Annotated in this window: 11 protein-coding genes and 6 pseudogenes; 8 read left to right on the top strand and 9 right to left on the bottom strand. The window is 51.7% G+C overall.

The window, feature by feature from the left end; translation table 11 throughout:
- Nucleotides 1-33: 33 nt before the first annotated feature.
- Entirely contained in the window at nt 34-738 is a 705-nt protein-coding gene (locus H0913_RS03230) for an IS6-like element IS26 family transposase (RefSeq protein WP_001067855.1), read from the bottom strand.
- A 113-nt stretch (nt 739-851) separates the two neighbouring features.
- Between H0913_RS03230 and aac(3)-IVa the strand changes: the two genes are divergently transcribed.
- The 4 genes and pseudogenes from aac(3)-IVa to H0913_RS18965 all read left to right on the top strand — a co-directional run.
- The gene (gene aac(3)-IVa, locus H0913_RS03225; protein ID WP_001199192.1) at nt 852-1,628 is read left to right on the top strand and encodes an aminoglycoside N-acetyltransferase AAC(3)-IVa; all 777 of its coding nucleotides are present in this window, start codon (nt 852-854) and stop codon (nt 1,626-1,628) included.
- A 20-nt stretch (nt 1,629-1,648) separates the two neighbouring features.
- Entirely contained in the window at nt 1,649-1,870 is a 222-nt protein-coding gene (locus H0913_RS18835) for a hypothetical protein (protein WP_000171321.1), read from the top strand.
- Nucleotides 1,857-2,882, top strand: a complete 1,026-nt coding sequence (gene aph(4)-Ia, locus H0913_RS03215; RefSeq protein ID WP_000742814.1) for an aminoglycoside O-phosphotransferase APH(4)-Ia — start codon at nt 1,857-1,859, stop codon at nt 2,880-2,882. The genes H0913_RS18835 and aph(4)-Ia overlap by 14 nt, the downstream gene beginning before the upstream one ends.
- Before the next feature lie 5 nt (nt 2,883-2,887).
- Nucleotides 2,888-3,193, top strand: a pseudogene (locus tag H0913_RS18965) (AAC(3) family N-acetyltransferase); the annotation flags it as partial.
- 110 nt (nt 3,194-3,303) lie between these two features.
- On the opposite strand, the gene H0913_RS03205 reads toward H0913_RS18965, so the two are convergent.
- A complete protein-coding gene (locus H0913_RS03205; RefSeq protein ID WP_000602738.1) occupies nt 3,304-4,056 on the bottom strand; it encodes an IS6 family transposase in 753 nt (250 codons plus the stop codon).
- 85 nt (nt 4,057-4,141) lie between these two features.
- Between H0913_RS03205 and H0913_RS03200 the strand changes: the two are divergent.
- Nucleotides 4,142-5,641 (top strand): annotated as a pseudogene (locus H0913_RS03200) (Tn3 family transposase); the annotation flags it as partial.
- A gap of 32 nt (nt 5,642-5,673) precedes the next feature.
- On the opposite strand, the pseudogene H0913_RS03195 reads toward H0913_RS03200, so the two are convergent.
- Nucleotides 5,674-6,408: pseudogene (locus H0913_RS03195) on the bottom strand (IS91-like element ISCR2 family transposase); the annotation flags it as partial.
- A 63-nt stretch (nt 6,409-6,471) separates the two neighbouring features.
- On the opposite strand from H0913_RS03195, the gene H0913_RS03190 reads away from it, so the two are divergent.
- The gene (locus H0913_RS03190; protein WP_001067784.1) at nt 6,472-7,176 is read left to right on the top strand and encodes an IS6-like element IS1006 family transposase; all 705 of its coding nucleotides are present in this window, start codon (nt 6,472-6,474) and stop codon (nt 7,174-7,176) included.
- A 35-nt stretch (nt 7,177-7,211) separates the two neighbouring features.
- Here the strand turns inward: H0913_RS03190 and H0913_RS03185 are convergent, their stop codons facing one another.
- Nucleotides 7,212-8,399, bottom strand: a complete 1,188-nt coding sequence (locus H0913_RS03185; RefSeq protein ID WP_232368822.1) for a DUF4158 domain-containing protein — start codon at nt 8,397-8,399, stop codon at nt 7,212-7,214.
- A gap of 159 nt (nt 8,400-8,558) precedes the next feature.
- On the opposite strand from H0913_RS03185, the gene H0913_RS03180 reads away from it, so the two are divergent.
- Nucleotides 8,559-9,128 carry a recombinase family protein gene (locus H0913_RS03180; RefSeq protein WP_096154199.1) on the top strand — a complete coding sequence of 190 codons (570 nt, stop codon included), beginning with the start codon at nt 8,559-8,561 and terminating at the stop codon, nt 9,126-9,128.
- An 89-nt stretch (nt 9,129-9,217) separates the two neighbouring features.
- Here the strand turns inward: H0913_RS03180 and H0913_RS18630 are convergent, their stop codons facing one another.
- From H0913_RS18630 to H0913_RS03160, 5 genes and pseudogenes are all read right to left on the bottom strand, one after another.
- Complete coding sequence (locus tag H0913_RS18630; RefSeq protein ID WP_001447541.1) at nt 9,218-10,102, bottom strand: DUF3363 domain-containing protein; 885 nt, start codon at nt 10,100-10,102, stop codon at nt 9,218-9,220.
- A gap of 30 nt (nt 10,103-10,132) precedes the next feature.
- Nucleotides 10,133-11,626 (bottom strand): IS91-like element ISCR2 family transposase, encoded by a 1,494-nt coding sequence (locus H0913_RS03170; protein ID WP_001120888.1) that lies wholly within the window; start codon nt 11,624-11,626, stop codon nt 10,133-10,135.
- A gap of 111 nt (nt 11,627-11,737) precedes the next feature.
- Nucleotides 11,738-11,950: pseudogene (locus tag H0913_RS18830) on the bottom strand (repA); the annotation flags it as partial.
- Between the two features lie 93 nt (nt 11,951-12,043).
- Nucleotides 12,044-15,021 (bottom strand): annotated as a pseudogene (locus H0913_RS03165) (Tn3 family transposase).
- A gap of 137 nt (nt 15,022-15,158) precedes the next feature.
- Nucleotides 15,159-15,737 (bottom strand): annotated as a pseudogene (locus H0913_RS03160) (Tn3 family transposase); the annotation flags it as partial.
- Nucleotides 15,738-16,011: 274 nt separating this feature from the next.
- Here H0913_RS03160 and umuC point away from each other — a divergent pair.
- The gene (gene umuC, locus H0913_RS03155; protein WP_001142610.1) at nt 16,012-17,184 is read left to right on the top strand and encodes a translesion error-prone DNA polymerase V subunit UmuC; all 1,173 of its coding nucleotides are present in this window, start codon (nt 16,012-16,014) and stop codon (nt 17,182-17,184) included.
- Nucleotides 17,185-17,188 lie beyond the last annotated feature (4 nt).

The raw sequence follows: 17,188 nt of genomic DNA, 5'->3' as shown, positions 1-17,188 counted from the left end.
CGATGAGGCAGCCTTTTGTCTTATTCAAAGGCCTTACATTTCAAAAACTCTGCTTACCAGGCGCATTTCGCCCAGGGGATCACCATAATAAAATGCTGAGGCCTGGCCTTTGCGTAGTGCACGCATCACCTCAATACCTTTGATGGTGGCGTAAGCCGTCTTCATGGATTTAAATCCCAGCGTGGCGCCGATTATCCGTTTCAGTTTGCCATGATCGCATTCAATCACGTTGTTCCGGTACTTAATCTGTCGGTGTTCAACGTCAGACGGGCACCGGCCTTCGCGTTTGAGCAGAGCAAGCGCGCGACCATAGGCGGGCGCTTTATCCGTGTTGATGAATCGCGGGATCTGCCACTTCTTCACGTTGTTGAGGATTTTACCCAGAAACCGGTATGCAGCTTTGCTGTTACGACGGGAGGAGAGATAAAAATCGACAGTGCGGCCCCGGCTGTCGACGGCCCGGTACAGATACGCCCAGCGGCCATTGACCTTCACGTAGGTTTCATCCATGTGCCACGGGCAAAGATCGGAAGGGTTACGCCAGTACCAGCGCAGCCGTTTTTCCATTTCAGGCGCATAACGCTGAACCCAGCGGTAAATCGTGGAGTGATCGACATTCACTCCGCGTTCAGCCAGCATCTCCTGCAGCTCACGGTAACTGATGCCGTATTTGCAGTACCAGCGTACGGCCCACAGAATGATGTCACGCTGAAAATGCCGGCCTTTGAATGGGTTCATGTGCAGCTCCATCAGCAAAAGGGGATGATAAGTTTATCACCACCGACTATTTGCAACAGTGCCGTTGATCGTGCTATGATCGACTGATGTCATCAGCGGTGGAGTGCAATGTCGTGCAATACGAATGGCGAAAAGCCGAGCTCATCGGTCAGCTTCTCAACCTTGGGGTTACCCCCGGCGGTGTGCTGCTGGTCCACAGCTCCTTCCGTAGCGTCCGGCCCCTCGAAGATGGGCCACTTGGACTGATCGAGGCCCTGCGTGCTGCGCTGGGTCCGGGAGGGACGCTCGTCATGCCCTCGTGGTCAGGTCTGGACGACGAGCCGTTCGATCCTGCCACGTCGCCCGTTACACCGGACCTTGGAGTTGTCTCTGACACATTCTGGCGCCTGCCAAATGTAAAGCGCAGCGCCCATCCATTTGCCTTTGCGGCAGCGGGGCCACAGGCAGAGCAGATCATCTCTGATCCATTGCCCCTGCCACCTCACTCGCCTGCAAGCCCGGTCGCCCGTGTCCATGAACTCGATGGGCAGGTACTTCTCCTCGGCGTGGGACACGATGCCAACACGACGCTGCATCTTGCCGAGTTGATGGCAAAGGTTCCCTATGGGGTGCCGAGACACTGCACCATTCTTCAGGATGGCAAGTTGGTACGCGTCGATTATCTCGAGAATGACCACTGCTGTGAGCGCTTTGCCTTGGCGGACAGGTGGCTCAAGGAGAAGAGCCTTCAGAAGGAAGGTCCAGTCGGTCATGCCTTTGCTCGGTTGATCCGCTCCCGCGACATTGTGGCGACAGCCCTGGGTCAACTGGGCCGAGATCCGTTGATCTTCCTGCATCCGCCAGAGGCGGGATGCGAAGAATGCGATGCCGCTCGCCAGTCGATTGGCTGAGCTCATGAGCGGAGAACGAGATGACGTTGGAGGGGCAAGGTCGCGCTGATTGCTGGGGCAACACGTGGAGCGGATCGGGGATTGTCTTTCTTCAGCTCGCTGATGATATGCTGACGCTCAATGCCGTTTGGCCTCCGACTAACGAAAATCCCGCATTTGGACGGCTGATCCGATTGGCACGGCGGACGGCGAATGGCGGAGCAGACGCTCGTCCGGGGGCAATGAGATATGAAAAAGCCTGAACTCACCGCGACGTCTGTCGAGAAGTTTCTGATCGAAAAGTTCGACAGCGTCTCCGACCTGATGCAGCTCTCGGAGGGCGAAGAATCTCGTGCTTTCAGCTTCGATGTAGGAGGGCGTGGATATGTCCTGCGGGTAAATAGCTGCGCCGATGGTTTCTACAAAGATCGTTATGTTTATCGGCACTTTGCATCGGCCGCGCTCCCGATTCCGGAAGTGCTTGACATTGGGGAATTCAGCGAGAGCCTGACCTATTGCATCTCCCGCCGTGCACAGGGTGTCACGTTGCAAGACCTGCCTGAAACCGAACTGCCCGCTGTTCTGCAGCCGGTCGCGGAGGCCATGGATGCGATCGCTGCGGCCGATCTTAGCCAGACGAGCGGGTTCGGCCCATTCGGACCGCAAGGAATCGGTCAATACACTACATGGCGTGATTTCATATGCGCGATTGCTGATCCCCATGTGTATCACTGGCAAACTGTGATGGACGACACCGTCAGTGCGTCCGTCGCGCAGGCTCTCGATGAGCTGATGCTTTGGGCCGAGGACTGCCCCGAAGTCCGGCACCTCGTGCACGCGGATTTCGGCTCCAACAATGTCCTGACGGACAATGGCCGCATAACAGCGGTCATTGACTGGAGCGAGGCGATGTTCGGGGATTCCCAATACGAGGTCGCCAACATCTTCTTCTGGAGGCCGTGGTTGGCTTGTATGGAGCAGCAGACGCGCTACTTCGAGCGGAGGCATCCGGAGCTTGCAGGATCGCCGCGGCTCCGGGCGTATATGCTCCGCATTGGTCTTGACCAACTCTATCAGAGCTTGGTTGACGGCAATTTCGATGATGCAGCTTGGGCGCAGGGTCGATGCGACGCAATCGTCCGATCCGGAGCCGGGACTGTCGGGCGTACACAAATCGCCCGCAGAAGCGCGGCCGTCTGGACCGATGGCTGTGTAGAAGTACTCGCCGATAGTGGAAACCGACGCCCCAGCACTCGTCCGAGGGCAAAGGAATAGAGTAGATGCCGACCGAACAAGAGCTGATTTCGAGAACGCCTCAGCCAGCAACTCGCGCGAGCCTAGCAAGGCAAATGCGAGAGAACGGCCTTACGCTTGGTGGCACAGTTCTCGTCCACAGTTCGCTAAGCTCGCTCGGCTGGGTCGCGGGAGGGCCGGTCGCAGTGATTCAGGCCCTTCTGGATTGTGTTGGTCCCCAGGGCACGATTGTCATGCCCACGCACTCGGGTGATCTGACTGATCCCGCAGATTGGAGATCGCCGCCCGTGCCTGCCGATTGGGTGCAGATCTTGCGCAACGAGATGCCGGCATACGATCCGCAAACCACACCAACTCGGAACATGGGTGCAGTGGCTGAATTGTTCCGGGCGTGTCGCAAACACTTTTGGAGGCAGCTATCACCCAGCCAAGGCCGGTATTTTCATGCTTTGTTAACCTTTTGCAGTCCGAAGAGGCGCGCAAGCAAATCATTCTGGTCATTGACGGTCCAGCCGCCTGAAAAGCCAAAGCCCTTCCGCAGCCACAGCATCGCCTCGAAACCCGCGATGGTTCGCCGCGCCGTGTTAAAGGATTGGAAACCGCCGATCTTCGGCATGTTCTTCTTCACCCGGAAATGGTCGCTCTCAATCCCCTGCTGGAGATGTTTGGTCACATAATGCACGGGATCGGGATGGAGAAGCCCATCATCAACCGACGTTTTGATCGTTGACGGGAAGGTGTTGGCCCCGTCCGTCCCAATCCTGTTCGGCGACAACAAGGGTTCATCTTTAAGCATCTTTCGGAAGAACCGCTTGGCAGCGTCGAGATCGCGCTTAGCGGTCAGCAGGAAATCCACCGGATTGCCATGCTTATCGATGGCTCGGTACAGATAGCGCCATTTGCCGCGGATCTTGACATAGGTCTCATCAATCCGGACCGAGCCGCAATGGGGTCGACGAAACTGCCGCAGCCGTTTCTCGATGACAGGTGCATAAGCCAATACCCAGCGGTTGATCGTGCTATGATCGACCTCGAAGCCCCGCTCGCGAAACATCTCTTCCAAGTCACGATAGCTGAGCGGGTAGCGCAAGTACCAGGCAACCGCCTGTACAATCAGCCAGGCCTCGAAATGCCTGCCCTTGAAATCATCCTTCGACTGGCGCTTCAGCTTTTCGGCAATGGTATTCAAAATCATCGGCTCGCTCCGCAATATCAGGAGCGGCAACTTCTCTCCCCATGGTCAACATCGAGTTAACCTGAAGAATTTGCGACAAGGCCATGCGTTCCGCTCCGGAGATGTCTGGCTTACTAGGTCCCGGCGCTATGGCGATCTGAAACACGCACTCGTTCCGGCACAATCCATCGCGGAAGGCGGTCGTCTCGCTGTGCCATTGCGGCCGGAGGAATGGCTGGCAGACCGGCAAGCTCGCCTCGACATGCGGTTGCGCGAGCTTGGCCGTGCCGCTCGCGCAGGCACGATCCCGGGCGGGTCGATTGAAAACGGCGTTCTGCATATCGAGAAACTCGAAGCCGCCGCGCCGACAGGCGCCGAAGATCTGGTGCTCGATCTCTACAAGCAGATCCCGCCCACGCGCATCACCGATCTCCTGCTGGAGGTGGATGCGGCGACCGGCTTCACCGAAGCGTTCACCCATCTGCGCACAGGAGCACCCTGCGCTGACCGGATCGGGCTAATGAACGTTATCTTGGCGGAAGGGATCAACCTCGGCTTGCGCAAAATGGCGGATGCGACAAACACCCACACCTTCTGGGAATTGATCCGCATTGGACGGTGGCATGTCGAGGGCGAAGCCTATGACCGGGCGCTGGCCATGGTGGTCGAGGCACAGGCAGCGTTACCCATGGCCCGGTTCTGGGGCATGGGCACGTCGGCTTCGAGCGACGGACAGTTCTTCGTCGCTACAGAGCAAGGTGAGGCCATGAACCTGGTCAACGCGAAATATGGCAATACCCCGGGCCTGAAAGCCTATAGCCACGTCTCCGACCAATATGCGCCGTTCGCAACCCAGGTGATTCCTGCAACGGCAAGCGAAGCGCCTTACATCCTCGATGGCCTGCTGATGAACGATGCTGGACGCCATATCCGCGAGCAGTTCACCGACACGGGCGGCTTCACCGATCACGTCTTTGCCGCATGTGCCATTCTCGGCTACCGGTTCGCTCCGCGCATCCGCGACCTGCCATCCAAACGGCTCTACGCGTTCAATCCGTCGGCCGCCCCGGCGCACCTGCGAGCGTTGATCGGCGGAAAGGTCAACCAAGCCATGATCGAGCGCAATTGGCCCGACATCCTGCGCATCGCCGCCACCATTGCTGCCGGGACCGTCGCGCCAAGCCAGATTCTGCGGAAACTCGCCTCCTATCCGCGGCAGAACGAGCTCGCGACAGCCCTGCGGGAAGTCGGTCGCGTCGAGCGCACCCTGTTCATGATCGACTGGATTCTGGATGCCGAACTCCAACGGCGTGCCCAGATCGGGCTCAACAAAGGCGAAGCTCATCATGCGCTGAAGCGGGCAATCAGCTTCCACCGCCGCGGTGAAATCCGCGACCGTTCCGCCGAAGGCCAGCATTACCGCATCGCCGGCATGAATCTGCTCGCCGCCATCATCATCTTCTGGAACACCATGAAGCTCGGCGAGGTCGTTGCAAACCAGAAACGCGATGGAAAGCTGCTATCGCCCGATCTCTTGGCCCATGTTTCGCCGCTCGGATGGGAACACATCAATCTCACCGGAGAATATCGCTGGCCAAAGCCTTAGCGTAGGATTCCGCCCCCTCCCGCAAACGACCCCAGGATCTGCTTGATCACTATAGGGTCTTCAATGCAGGCGATGACTTTCATGGCGCCGCCGCAGCCGCTGCAGGTCTCGATGTCGATATTGAAAACACGCTTGAGCCGTTGCGCCCATGTCATCGACGCTCGCCGTTGTGCTGGTGTTGCCGGTTCATCAGCCACCCTGACCTTGTTGCCCCTGCCCCGTTTTGCCGGCGTGACCAACGCCCGGTGCCGACTGTTGGGTGCGAACACCCCGTGGAAGCGGGTTAGGTTGACTCTGGGCTTCGGTACCAGGGCGGCCAGCCTTGCAATGAAATCCAATGGTTCGAAAATGACGTGCGTGGTGCCGTCCCGGTACGGCGTCTTGAGCTGGTAGCGCACGTTGCCGCCTCGTGTTAACGACAGCCGCTTCTCGGATACCGCCGGGCGGCTGATGTACCGGCACAGCCGTTCGAGCTTCTTGCGTTCATCGGCCCTGGCCGCCACGCCGGCGTGCAGGCTGGACCCGGCTACCTTGCCAATCCCGTCACCGAACGGATCACCACTGGTCGGCAGAGTTTGCAAAGTGAACACCTTTCGCCCCGCCTGTGAACCGACAGCGATACGGTAAGTGATCGAGTGCCCCAGCAGGGGTGTCATCGGGTCGTCATCCACCGCATCCGAGGCCAGATAGCTGTTTTCGACATCCCGTTCCAGCAGGCCTTGCCGTTCCAGATAGCGACCCACCCGGTGGGCGATGGTGTGCGTCAGCGGCACTGTTGCAAATAACCACGAATGGTAAGCTGAAGACTGTTTTAGCTAAAGGTGCAGCATATGAATCCTTTCCATGGTCGGCATTTTCAGGGCGAAATCATTCTTTGGGCTGTGCGCTGGTATTGTAAATATGGCATTAGCTATCGTGAACTGCAGGAAATGCTGGCCGAACGGGGTGTGAATGTTGATCACACGACTATTTACCGTTGGGTTCAACGTTATGCTCCTGAAATAGAAAAACGTTTACGCTGGTATTGGCGTAATCCTACAGATCTGAGCTCGTGGCATATTGATGAAACCTATGTAAAAGTGAATGGACGATGGTCTTATCTGTATCGTGCAGTCGATCAACGTGGCGATACCATTGATTTTTATCTTTCTTCTAGACGTAATACCAAATCAGCATATTGTTTTCTTGGAAAAATTTTAAATAATGTGAAGAAGTGGCAAATTCCACAAGTGATCAACACGGATAAAGCACCCACATATGGACGTGCTTTATCACGGTTAAAACGGGAAGGTAAATGTCCACCAGACCTTGAGCACAGGCAGATTAAGTATAAAAATAACGTGATTGAATGTGATCATGGCAAGCTAAAGCGGATCATCAGGGCCACATTAGGATTCAAATCTATGAAGACGGCTTATGCCACAATTAAAGGTATTGAAGTCATGCGTGCACTACGTAAAGGACAAGCATCGTCATTTTATTATGGTCAGCCTCAGGGTGAAGTGTGTCTAATCAACAGGGTTTTCGGTCTCTAAGTACTTTTTAAAGGGAACATCATCGACTCAAATCTCTATTTGCAACAGTGCCCAATATATTGCCATTGGTATTCAATAACATCGATTTTGTTGTTATTAAAGAATTGACTAACAAGATGCATGTCATTGCTCGATATAAGAGAAAAAACTTTTTGGCGTATTTCACCAAAAGATGTATTGTCATCAATGCTACTGTCAATAAATACTTTAAAAATTTCACTGGCGTATTTAAGTTTTTTATTGATCAGTTCAACTTCCTCAGCAGCTCGAATTTTAGCGCAGGCAGCTGCCGCATTTTTGTGTTTTTTAACCAAATATCGAAAGGCGGTGATTATCTTGTCATTTATTTCTCTATATCTGAAATACAAATAACAGCATAAATAAAGGATCCCCAACCATTTAGGGTGACGTTTAAGTTTAAAAGTTGAACTGTGTTTAACTATAGTGGCGTAGTACTCCATATTTCTAGGTGATATACCTAATACATTGATGGAGTCTTTTATTTCATGATAAATTCTCTGAATTAGATTATGAGATATCAATTCATTTTCTATTTCTGATGCTGAAAAATCTCTCGCACTGCGATGGTATCCTCTGATGTCATTTAAGCTACCATCATCATGTAAAATAGCAGTTATTTGCTGTGCAGTCGTATTACTCATTGTTTTTGAAAGCAAATTAAGTATTCTTTTTCTTTCAACATTTAATGCATTAGATACTAGTTTCTGAATAGTACTATACGCTGGGAGCGCAATGCGTTTTTGCCCCAAGAAAGCGAGGAACTCATCAAAAATATATTTGGGCTCCATACTAATTGTGGCCACATCATTCAGGCGTGCAGCTAATTCAATTTTCATTATTGGCGTCAGTTGTTCAAATCCCAGCATCGTAAGCATCTGTTTAACTAGACGAGACTTTGTGCTTTTGGGGATATCAATATTTAACACAGTACTTTCATTTTTATAATAAGTTTGGATTATATATTTTATATCTTTCTTTGCGTTTTTTGAGGTTAATTCAGGAAGTACGGGTTTATACCTGAAATAGCCAATAATCAATATTAGATAAACTCTACTTTCTATATTAACTATTTTATTGATTTCTTTTTTGAGACTAACATCTAATGAAAAATACTCAGACCTCTCAATAGAATTAAATGAAGGGATCTGATATAGCTCATTGACTTCACTTTTTGTCAAAATACTAATTCGATTTTTATACATCCGTCTTAATTTACCTAAATGTTGGATATTTGTTAAATACATAGGTATCAAATATTAAGATATTTGATACCTCCATAAACTAGCCTAAAGTCAGTTTCAAAAGTCGTATTTTATATATTATGATACTACAGAGTATCAAAAACGATAAGTGAGACTAAAATGGCTTTATTAGGGTATGCTCGAGTATCAACTAGTCATCAAAAACTAAACCATCAAATTAAGGAACTGAAAAATGCCGGTGTACGTGAAGACCGAATTTTTACGGATTTGATGACAGGAGCTACAGATGAACGTGAAGGATTACAACGTTTACTCGCTCGAGCAGAGAAAGATGACGTTATAATTTGTACTAAAATGGATCGCCTCGGTCGTAATACTGCTGACATGATCCGTATCGTTGATACCTGTTATAAAAAGGGAACCGCTATTCGCTTTCTTGAAAATGGTCTCAGCACTGAAGGAACGATGGGGAAAATGGTTATTCAGATACTAGCAGCAGTCGCTGAAGCCGAACGTGAACGTATATTAGAAAGAACAAATGAAGGTCGGATTGCAGCCTATGCGGCAGGGGTAAAATTTGGACGAAAACATCATCCTCGAACGCCAGCTGCTCAGGAGCTTATTTTGCAAGGTGAAACGATGAGTATAGTGACAGCAAAGACAGGTATCTCACGGGCAACCTATTTTAGGCTAAAAAGAAAAATCAAAATGGGTGAAAAAAAGGAATAGGTTTTTCTTTAAAATCAATTGAATAATTATGATTGGTGGGACATTTGGGGGAAATGGGCGCAAAACCCCGCAATGCGGCATGGGCGCACTCAGCGTTCCAGCCCCCTCTGCCGCCCTAACTGCCACGACACCGACCCGCCCTGCACGATGCCCATAACCTCGCGGCCGAGTTGGCGGTCGATGATCGGCCGCCACGGGACAAGGGTGAACTCATGGGATTTCTCGACCACGGCGAACTTGCCGCTCGATAGATGCACGGTTCCGGTAAACTTGCCGCTGACGCTCTCGCCGTCCGTGGCGGCGCGGAACGGCAGGCCCTTACTCAAAGCCATATCCGATCCGACGCCGGCTACCTCGCGCTCCCGCAGGATGGCGAGAAGGTTGCGCCGGTAGAAGACGCGGCTGTCCCGGCTGCGGGTGGCGTCGCCCTGTTCGATATGGTGCTCGCGGCGCTGGTCCATGGCTTCGCGGACTTGTTGCCCGAAGCCGGTTGGCGCAAGGTCGGCCGTCTCGCCGTGGATCAGCCGCCGGTCCAGCCAGGTCGCGCCGTCCGATCCGATCTGTTTGTTCAGATCGACCGGGGAAAGGACGCGAACGCTGGCCTGACTGTCTCGGCCGGCGTCATGGGCGGCGGCACGGCTGACCAGATCATCGGGGATGCGCCATTGGTCGGCGTCGATCCGCTCGACGATACCGGCCCGGCGTAGCGCCTCCAGCCGGCGCACATGGGCATCGACATAGCCCTCATAGTCGCCGCCTGGAACGCGGCACGTATAGGAAGAATAAACGCCCTTTTCACCCAAGTCCAACAGCTTTGGACCGCAGTTGACTCTTTCGACACCCCTGCGATGCAACCCAATCCGGCTGACGGGGAGCCAGCAACGCTGAAAATTTACCCTCCTCTTTCCCACTAGCGGCTCCTTTTCCGACAACCAGCACGGCGGATCCCTGCCGCGGCGCTGTGAACGCAGCATTTTGATTGGTATCGTTGGCCTTCAGGCTCGTCAGTCAAACAGACCCAGGAGCAGCTCAGCCGGTGGCGCCCGGCTTTCGGGTAACGCCCTGGTCCCGCTGGTTTCGGCTTTGTGCTTCAGGTGATCAAGGATCTGCTTGATCACTATAGGGTCTTCAATGCAGGCGATGACTTTCATGGCGCCGCCGCAGCCGCTGCAGGTCTCGATGTCGATATTGAAAACACGCTTGAGCCGTTGCGCCCATGTCATCGACGCTCGCCGTTGTGCTGGTGTTGCCGGTTCATCAGCCACCCTGACCTTGTTGCCCCTGCCCCGTTTTGCCGGCGTGACCAACGCCCGGTGCCGACTGTTGGGTGCGAACACCCCGTGGAAGCGGGTTAGGTTGACTCTGGGCTTCGGTACCAGGGCGGCCAGCCTTGCAATGAAATCCAATGGTTCGAAAATGACGTGCGTGGTGCCGTCCCGGTACGGCGTCTTGAGCTGGTAGCGCACGTTGCCGCCTCGTGTTAACGACAGCCGCTTCTCGGATACCGCCGGGCGGCTGATGTACCGGCACAGCCGTTCGAGCTTCTTGCGTTCATCGGCCCTGGCCGCCACGCCGGCGTGCAGGCTGGACCCGGCTACCTTGCCAATCCCGTCACCGAACGGATCACCACTGGTCGGCAGAGTTTGCAAAGTGAACACCTTTCGCCCCGCCTGTGAACCGACAGCGATACGGTAAGTGATCGAGTGCCCCAGCAGGGGTGTCATCGGGTCGTCATCCACCGCATCCGAGGCCAGATAGCTGTTTTCGACATCCCGTTCCAGCAGGCCTTGCCGTTCCAGATAGCGACCCACCCGGTGGGCGATGGTGTGCGTCAGCTGGGTGAGCTCTGGGCTGGTCGGCGCCTTGACCCAGCGGAAACGCGCTGAGCCGTGGGATTGCTCGACATACACACCGTCGAGAAACAGCATGTGGAAGTGAACATTCAGATTGAGCGCCGATCCAAAACGCTGGATCAGGGTGACCGCGCCCGTCTTGGCCACTTGGTGGGTATGGCCCGCTTTCTTGACCAGGTGCGTGGCAATGACGCGGTAAACGATGCCCAGCACCCACCCCATGATCTCGGGCCGGCTGGCAAACAGGAAACGCAGCTGAAACGGGAAGCTCAACACCCACTGACGCATGGGTTGTTCAGGCAGTACTTCATCAACCAGCAAGGCGGCACTTTCGGCCATCCGCCGCGCCCCACAGCTCGGGCAGAAACCGCGACGCTTACAGCTGAAAGCGACCAGGTGCTCGGCGTGGCAAGACTCGCAGCGAACCCGTAGAAAGCCATGCTCCAGCCGCCCGCATTGGAGAAATTCTTCAAATTCCCGTTGCACATAGCCCGGCAATTCCTTTCCCTGCTCTGCCATAAGCGCAGCGAATGCCGGGTAATACTCGTCAACGATCTGATAGAGAAGGGTTTGCTCGGGTCGGTGGCTCTGGTAACGACCAGTATCCCGATCCCGGCTGGCCGTCCTGGCCGCCACATGAGGCATGTTCCGCGTCCTTGCAATACTGTGTTTACATACAGTCTATCGCTTAGCGGAAAGTTCTTTTACCCTCAGCCGAAATGCCTGCCGTTGCTAGACATTGCCAGCCAGTGCCCGTCACTCCCTGTCGTCTGGGCGTTCCTCTGGGCTAAACATCGACATGATCCGGCGCTTAATATCGCCGTCCTTGTTGACCAGCGTCTTGGTCACGAAGGCCGCGTATTCTTTGGCGTTGTCGTACCCTTTCCAGACCTCGTGGGGGTCAAGAGCGTAGGCGCAAACCCGCCCAGCGACTGGGATTCTGACCAAGGCGCGTTCTGTCTCAAGGTGGGGTTCTAGGGATTTTCCCCTCTAAAAAGACATAATCCTCTGTAGACCACACCAATAAATGGCTGCGGAGGTGGTTTACTTTCAGCTTGGAGCCTAATCATCCACTATCGGCCTTGTTATTTCGCCAATATTGGGCAATTTCCCAGTATTAGTGAAGTTATACGTTCCGCTTAAGTTGATATTTTGCCACGCAACGGGCGAAACAGCACGAGTGATACCCGCTTTCTCTTCATCTCCTCTCGCTTCAAAGTGTCCCAGAAGATGACTCAGTATCGCGGAGTTGAAGTAGATGATCGCGTTGGCAAGCAATCTTGCGCATTCATTCCAGATAGCGATTTCAGACTCGTTTTTGCCACGGAACTGATCACCATTCACCGACGCAATGGCTCGTCTAAGGAAGTGCCATGCTTCTCCCCGGTTCAGGGCACGTTGCACATACTGCCGCAAACTGGCATCGTCGATGTAGTCAAGTAAATATTGCGCTTTAACCAGTCGATTATACTCCGTCAGAGCCTGTAATATTGGGTGTCCAGAAGGGTAACCAGACAACTTTCTTACCAGCATTGCTTGTGTCGTCCGCTTTGTCTGAAGTGACAGAACAATACGCCTGATATCTTGCCATCCCGTTGTAATAACATTCGTTCTGATAGGCTTCTTTAGCGCCAGTATGGTGCTGCCTTGTTCACTTTCAGTCACATCAAACAGATCATTGATGACACTACTGAACTGCGCGTATCGCGGTGCAAAACTGTAACCGCATAGATCCAGTAAGGCGAAGTTAACATGATTGACACCGTGTGTATCTGTCGAGAGTACGTCAGGTTTGATTTCACTGCTGTTGGATTGTAACAGGTCATAAATATAGTGTGATTCGTGCTCGTTGGAACCGATGATCCGAGCATTGAGGGCGCTGTGGTTGGCCACCAGTGTCATGGCCGTGATCCCTTTGTTGGTGCCGAAATACTTAGAGGAGTACCGGGTTTTAAAGGTTTCCAGATGGGTTTCGAATTTCTGACCATCCGCACTGGCATGCAGCTGGTCCTCCTGAATATGGTAGTGGCGGAAGATGGGTAGCGCTGCAACCGCATTATTGATCACGTCGCTGGCGTCATGCAGCGTTTCAGGCCGGATATAGTTGGCCTGCACCGTACTCAGGTGTTCATAGCTTCGATCGGAGATCTGCGCCATGCCATACACACCACGGTGAGTGGCGTTGGCAATCAGAATGGCCAGTAAATCATCCTGATGAGTGAACCCTTGTTTTTGTATCGGAAGTACATGAGTCAGACATTTCATGAACCCGGTTTCGCGCTCTACATACCGCAGTACATCCGCGATACCGACCGGTTGCATTCGCTTAAAAAAGGGATTGTTGACCAGAGATGTAGCGCTTTTGGTCGGCAGACGCCAGCGGGTACCGGTACGATTTTTCATGATCACATTTCGATTGTCTCCCTCATCAATATGGAGAGCAACGTCTTTGAGTGCACTTTCCAGCCGGTGTTGTTTCTCCTGTAACAATAACTCTGCGGGCTGTTTTAGTCTGTCCAGTGTTGATGAGGCCAGCAAGGTATCCTGCGATGTCTGGGGGATCAGGTCGTCTTCCAGTGCGCGGTATTTGGTAACATTTGGCAAATAAATGCGTCCATTCAGTCGTGAGGTTAACTGCCGGTAGAGCAGCCATTCGTAACGTTGCGGGTTAACGTTATCCTGTTTAACCAACCATGGGAGGTGCTTTTTCGGGATGAGCGACGTATCCATCGTCTTCAGTGGTCCACCGAATGCGATTTCCGTCTGCATCTGTTGAAGTTGGGCGACGACGGCTTCTGAGCCTTTACCGGCCTCACATTCAAGGCACAAGAACACCTGCCTTAACAGTTGCTCCAGGAGATTGCATTGTTCATCGTAATGTTGCCACTGGTACTCTTCCACGGTCCGTTTCTGTTTTTTCAGGTAAAGGCAGAGGGTCTGGATATCCCTGTCATTCATGACCTTCAATGCCTGTTGTCTGACTACTGAGAAGGGTTGATTATCATCAATGTTCTCATCCACAAACAGATGCAGTAACTCTGCCGCTTTCGTGACATTGTCCGCGGCTGACTGCCAGGACAGGAACACTGCTTGTTGTGCAAAGGTGTTGGCAGCTTCTTGTTGCTTGCGGATATGGTAAATGAACCCATCAGTTAACCGTTCCAGTGCCAGTTGTATCCGCTCTGTCAGGTGACATAGCAACCATAGATGCTGCTGTGCGCGTTTGAATCGTTTGAGTTTACTACCGTAATAGTTGATGAGCTCACCGAAGTGTTGTCGATTTTTAAGAGACAGATTAAGCCCATCGATAACGCCATTGATTTGCGTGCGCCATGGCGCTAACTGATGATAAAGGGCAAGCTCTTTTTTAAGTTCAGGTACGGTCAGACTTTTTGCACCGCCTCTGAGCTGGTTCAGGCTTAGTCCGTCATCAATGGCTGTTATGCTGTCCAGAAAGACGTGAAGTTCAGGACTGGTGAGTTGATTAAGTTGGTGCGCCAGGTCTTTTCTGACCTGCTGCATCGCTCTGCTTATCAGTCTCTGGAGTACGGTGTACCTAGGGATAGCAATGCTGTGACTGGTTAGGAATTCAATAGCAGTATCAAAGAGGTAACGCGGCTCCAGCCAGGCATTGCCACCTGAACAAGGTGGTCGAAAAGAGAATTGAAGTGCTGACTTTCGTCCCATTTGTGATAACCAGCAAGGTCTAATACTTTTGCGTAGAGTCGATCTTTTTGTTTTTGTGAGGGAGTGAATGGTCTGAGCCCCTTGCCGCCAAGCAGCTCTTTACTGATGAACATTAAATCCTTAGAAACCTGCGAGTAAGCGATATCTAGGATGACGGGCTTTGATTTGAAGTATCCCAAAATCGCGACAAAGTAACATCTATGAGCTCTGAGACGAATTGACCGAAAAACTGCCAATTCCGCATCGTTCAGAGAAAAGTACAGACGTTGTTCTTCGATTGAAAAAATGGGTGGGGAATAAAGATCTGCCTGTTCTGCTCTCGTGAGAATAGTAATTTCGTTTTTGATGGCCATATCAGGGCTGTTCCGTATTAAATGTACGATATTTACCTAATTTGCCACACTTATAAGTAGTAACCCACCTCCGCAGCCATTTATTGGTGTGGTCTACAGAGGATTAAGTCTTTTTAGAGGGGAAAATCCCTAGAACCCCATTGTGATACTTGGTAATCATTCCCCCCACGAAATTTATTGCCATTAACTGAAGTAATAGCACGTTTTAACTGATGGTATGCTTCACCTCTGTTCAAGGCTTGCTGGACGTAATGACGCAACGTTGAATTATCAACATACTCCAAAACATAAATAGATTTAATTAAACGGTCGTACTCATGCAATGCTGACAATCTTCGGCTCTTGCCGTTACTCAACTTTCTAATGATTGTGCTTTGAGTGGTGGTTTTACGACTCAATGAACAAACAATATGCTGAATATTGTCCCATTCTTCAGCAATTAGCTTATGATTAATATCTTTCTTTAATTGAATACGGCCTCCGTTCTCTTCAGTCACTTCAAATAGCTCAAAAAACACCTTTTTCATTTTCGCGTATCGAGGGGCGAATGTGTAACCAAAGAAATCTAATATAGCGAAGTTAACATTATTGGTACCATGCGTATCGGTCGATAAGGTATTAGGCTGTATATCTGAAGAGTTGTTATAGAGTAAGTCAAAAGCAAAGTGACCTTCATATTCGTTAGCGCCAATGACTTGCGTACTCACCGGAACATGACGTGGTCAACCAAAATTGACCAACCCAGTTAAGCTACTTTTTTCAATTTCTTCATGTCCGCCTCATATTGATTTGAAATTTCCATACTTTATCTAATTCATGTTTTTCTAAATTAGCTAAAATGCAACTCAGAAATGTCCAGAAGTGAGTTGTGTGGTGTCGAGTGGAGATTGTACGATTAAGCCCCTAAGTAATTAGTCCGTCAGTCTCCCTCGGTAATCAAATTAGTACATCTTAGCGATCAAATTGGTAAAAAATTAGACATGTAGATGAATGCCCACCTTAAAAAATAGACAGCGGGTTGGGCTGGGTGATTTTTCTGGTGTTAGACGCCAGCAACCCATGCGGCAGAATGGTTGCTCACTTACTCGTCTATTTTTAGCGGGAATTCTTAGCCAACTGTACGCGCTGTATGCAGATTTAAGCAGTCGAGTGATGCGCACTTTGGAGGAGATGGCACCACGAGTAGAGGTTTACTCTATTGACGAAGCGTTTTTGGATTTAACCGGTATTGAGTCTGCCATATCTCTTGTCGAGTTCGGACAACAAGTGCGAGAGCGCATAGGCCACTGGATTGGGATCACCGTCTGTGTAGGCATTGCACCGACTAAAACACTCGCCAAACTGGCTAACCATGCCGCCAAAAAATATCCAGCTACTCAGGGGGTTGTAGACCTGACCAATCCAGATCGGCAACGTCGATTGCTCGCATTAGTCCCGGTTGATGATGTTTGGGGCGTTGGTAGACGGCTTTCTAAGCGTTTAAATGCGTTGGGTATCACCACAGCCTTAGATCTCGCCAATGCCTCTCCTAGAGCCATCAGAGACCAGTTTTCAGAGGTTTTAGAAAGAACCGTCAGAGAGCTCAATGGTGAGTCGTGCATTGAACTTGAAGAGATCCCGCCAACTAAGAAGCAAATCGTCTGTAGCCGTTCATTTGGCGTAAAAGTGACGCACTTTGAATTTTTAAGTGAAGCCGTATGCGAATACGCAACCCGCGCCACTGAGAAACTTCGCAAAGAACAGCAGCAAGCCAAAGTGCTGACCGTGTTCATACGTACCAGCCCCTTTAAGGACAACGAGCCGCAGTACAGCAACTCTGCATCGGGTGAATTGCTAATCCCCAGTTGCGACACGCGGGATTTTATCGAGCTGGCCAATCACTTACTCAAGCGGATATGGAAGGATGGTTTTCGTTATGCCAAAGCGGGCGTCATGCTGTCTGACTTTTACGATCCTGGCATGTTTCAACCAGGACTATTCGATGACGTATCGACCCGCTCTAATAGCCAGCAGCTAATGTCTGTATTGGACACCATTAACCAAAGCGGTGCCGGAAAGGTTTTCTTTGCTGGACAAGGACTCAAGAAAGATTGGTCGATGAAGCGAGAGCATTTGTCTCCCGCTTATACAACACGCTGGGACCAGTTACCGCGAGTGAAGTAGCGCA

The organism is Providencia rettgeri (genome assembly GCF_013702265.1).
In the GTDB taxonomy this organism is placed as follows: Bacteria; Pseudomonadota; Gammaproteobacteria; order Enterobacterales; family Enterobacteriaceae; genus Providencia; species Providencia zhijiangensis.
This window is presented reverse-complemented; position numbering and strand designations above follow the sequence as displayed.

Excerpts from the sequence above, each read along its gene's own strand:
- H0913_RS18835 (WP_000171321.1), top strand. The coding sequence starts at position 1,649 with ATGACGTTGGAGGGGCAAGGTCGCGCTGATTGCTGGGGCAACACGTGG.
- H0913_RS03180 (WP_096154199.1), top strand. The coding sequence starts at position 8,559 with ATGGCTTTATTAGGGTATGCTCGAGTATCAACTAGTCATCAAAAACTA.
- H0913_RS03205 (WP_000602738.1), bottom strand. The coding sequence starts at position 4,056 with ATGATTTTGAATACCATTGCCGAAAAGCTGAAGCGCCAGTCGAAGGAT.
- H0913_RS03230 (WP_001067855.1), bottom strand. The coding sequence starts at position 738 with ATGAACCCATTCAAAGGCCGGCATTTTCAGCGTGACATCATTCTGTGG.
- H0913_RS18630 (WP_001447541.1), bottom strand. The coding sequence starts at position 10,102 with ATGCTGCGTTCACAGCGCCGCGGCAGGGATCCGCCGTGCTGGTTGTCG.
- H0913_RS03190 (WP_001067784.1), top strand. The coding sequence starts at position 6,472 with ATGAATCCTTTCCATGGTCGGCATTTTCAGGGCGAAATCATTCTTTGG.
- H0913_RS03185 (WP_232368822.1), bottom strand. The coding sequence starts at position 8,399 with ATGTATAAAAATCGAATTAGTATTTTGACAAAAAGTGAAGTCAATGAG.
- H0913_RS03170 (WP_001120888.1), bottom strand. The coding sequence starts at position 11,626 with ATGCCTCATGTGGCGGCCAGGACGGCCAGCCGGGATCGGGATACTGGT.
- umuC (WP_001142610.1), top strand. The coding sequence starts at position 16,012 with ATGCCCACCTTAAAAAATAGACAGCGGGTTGGGCTGGGTGATTTTTCT.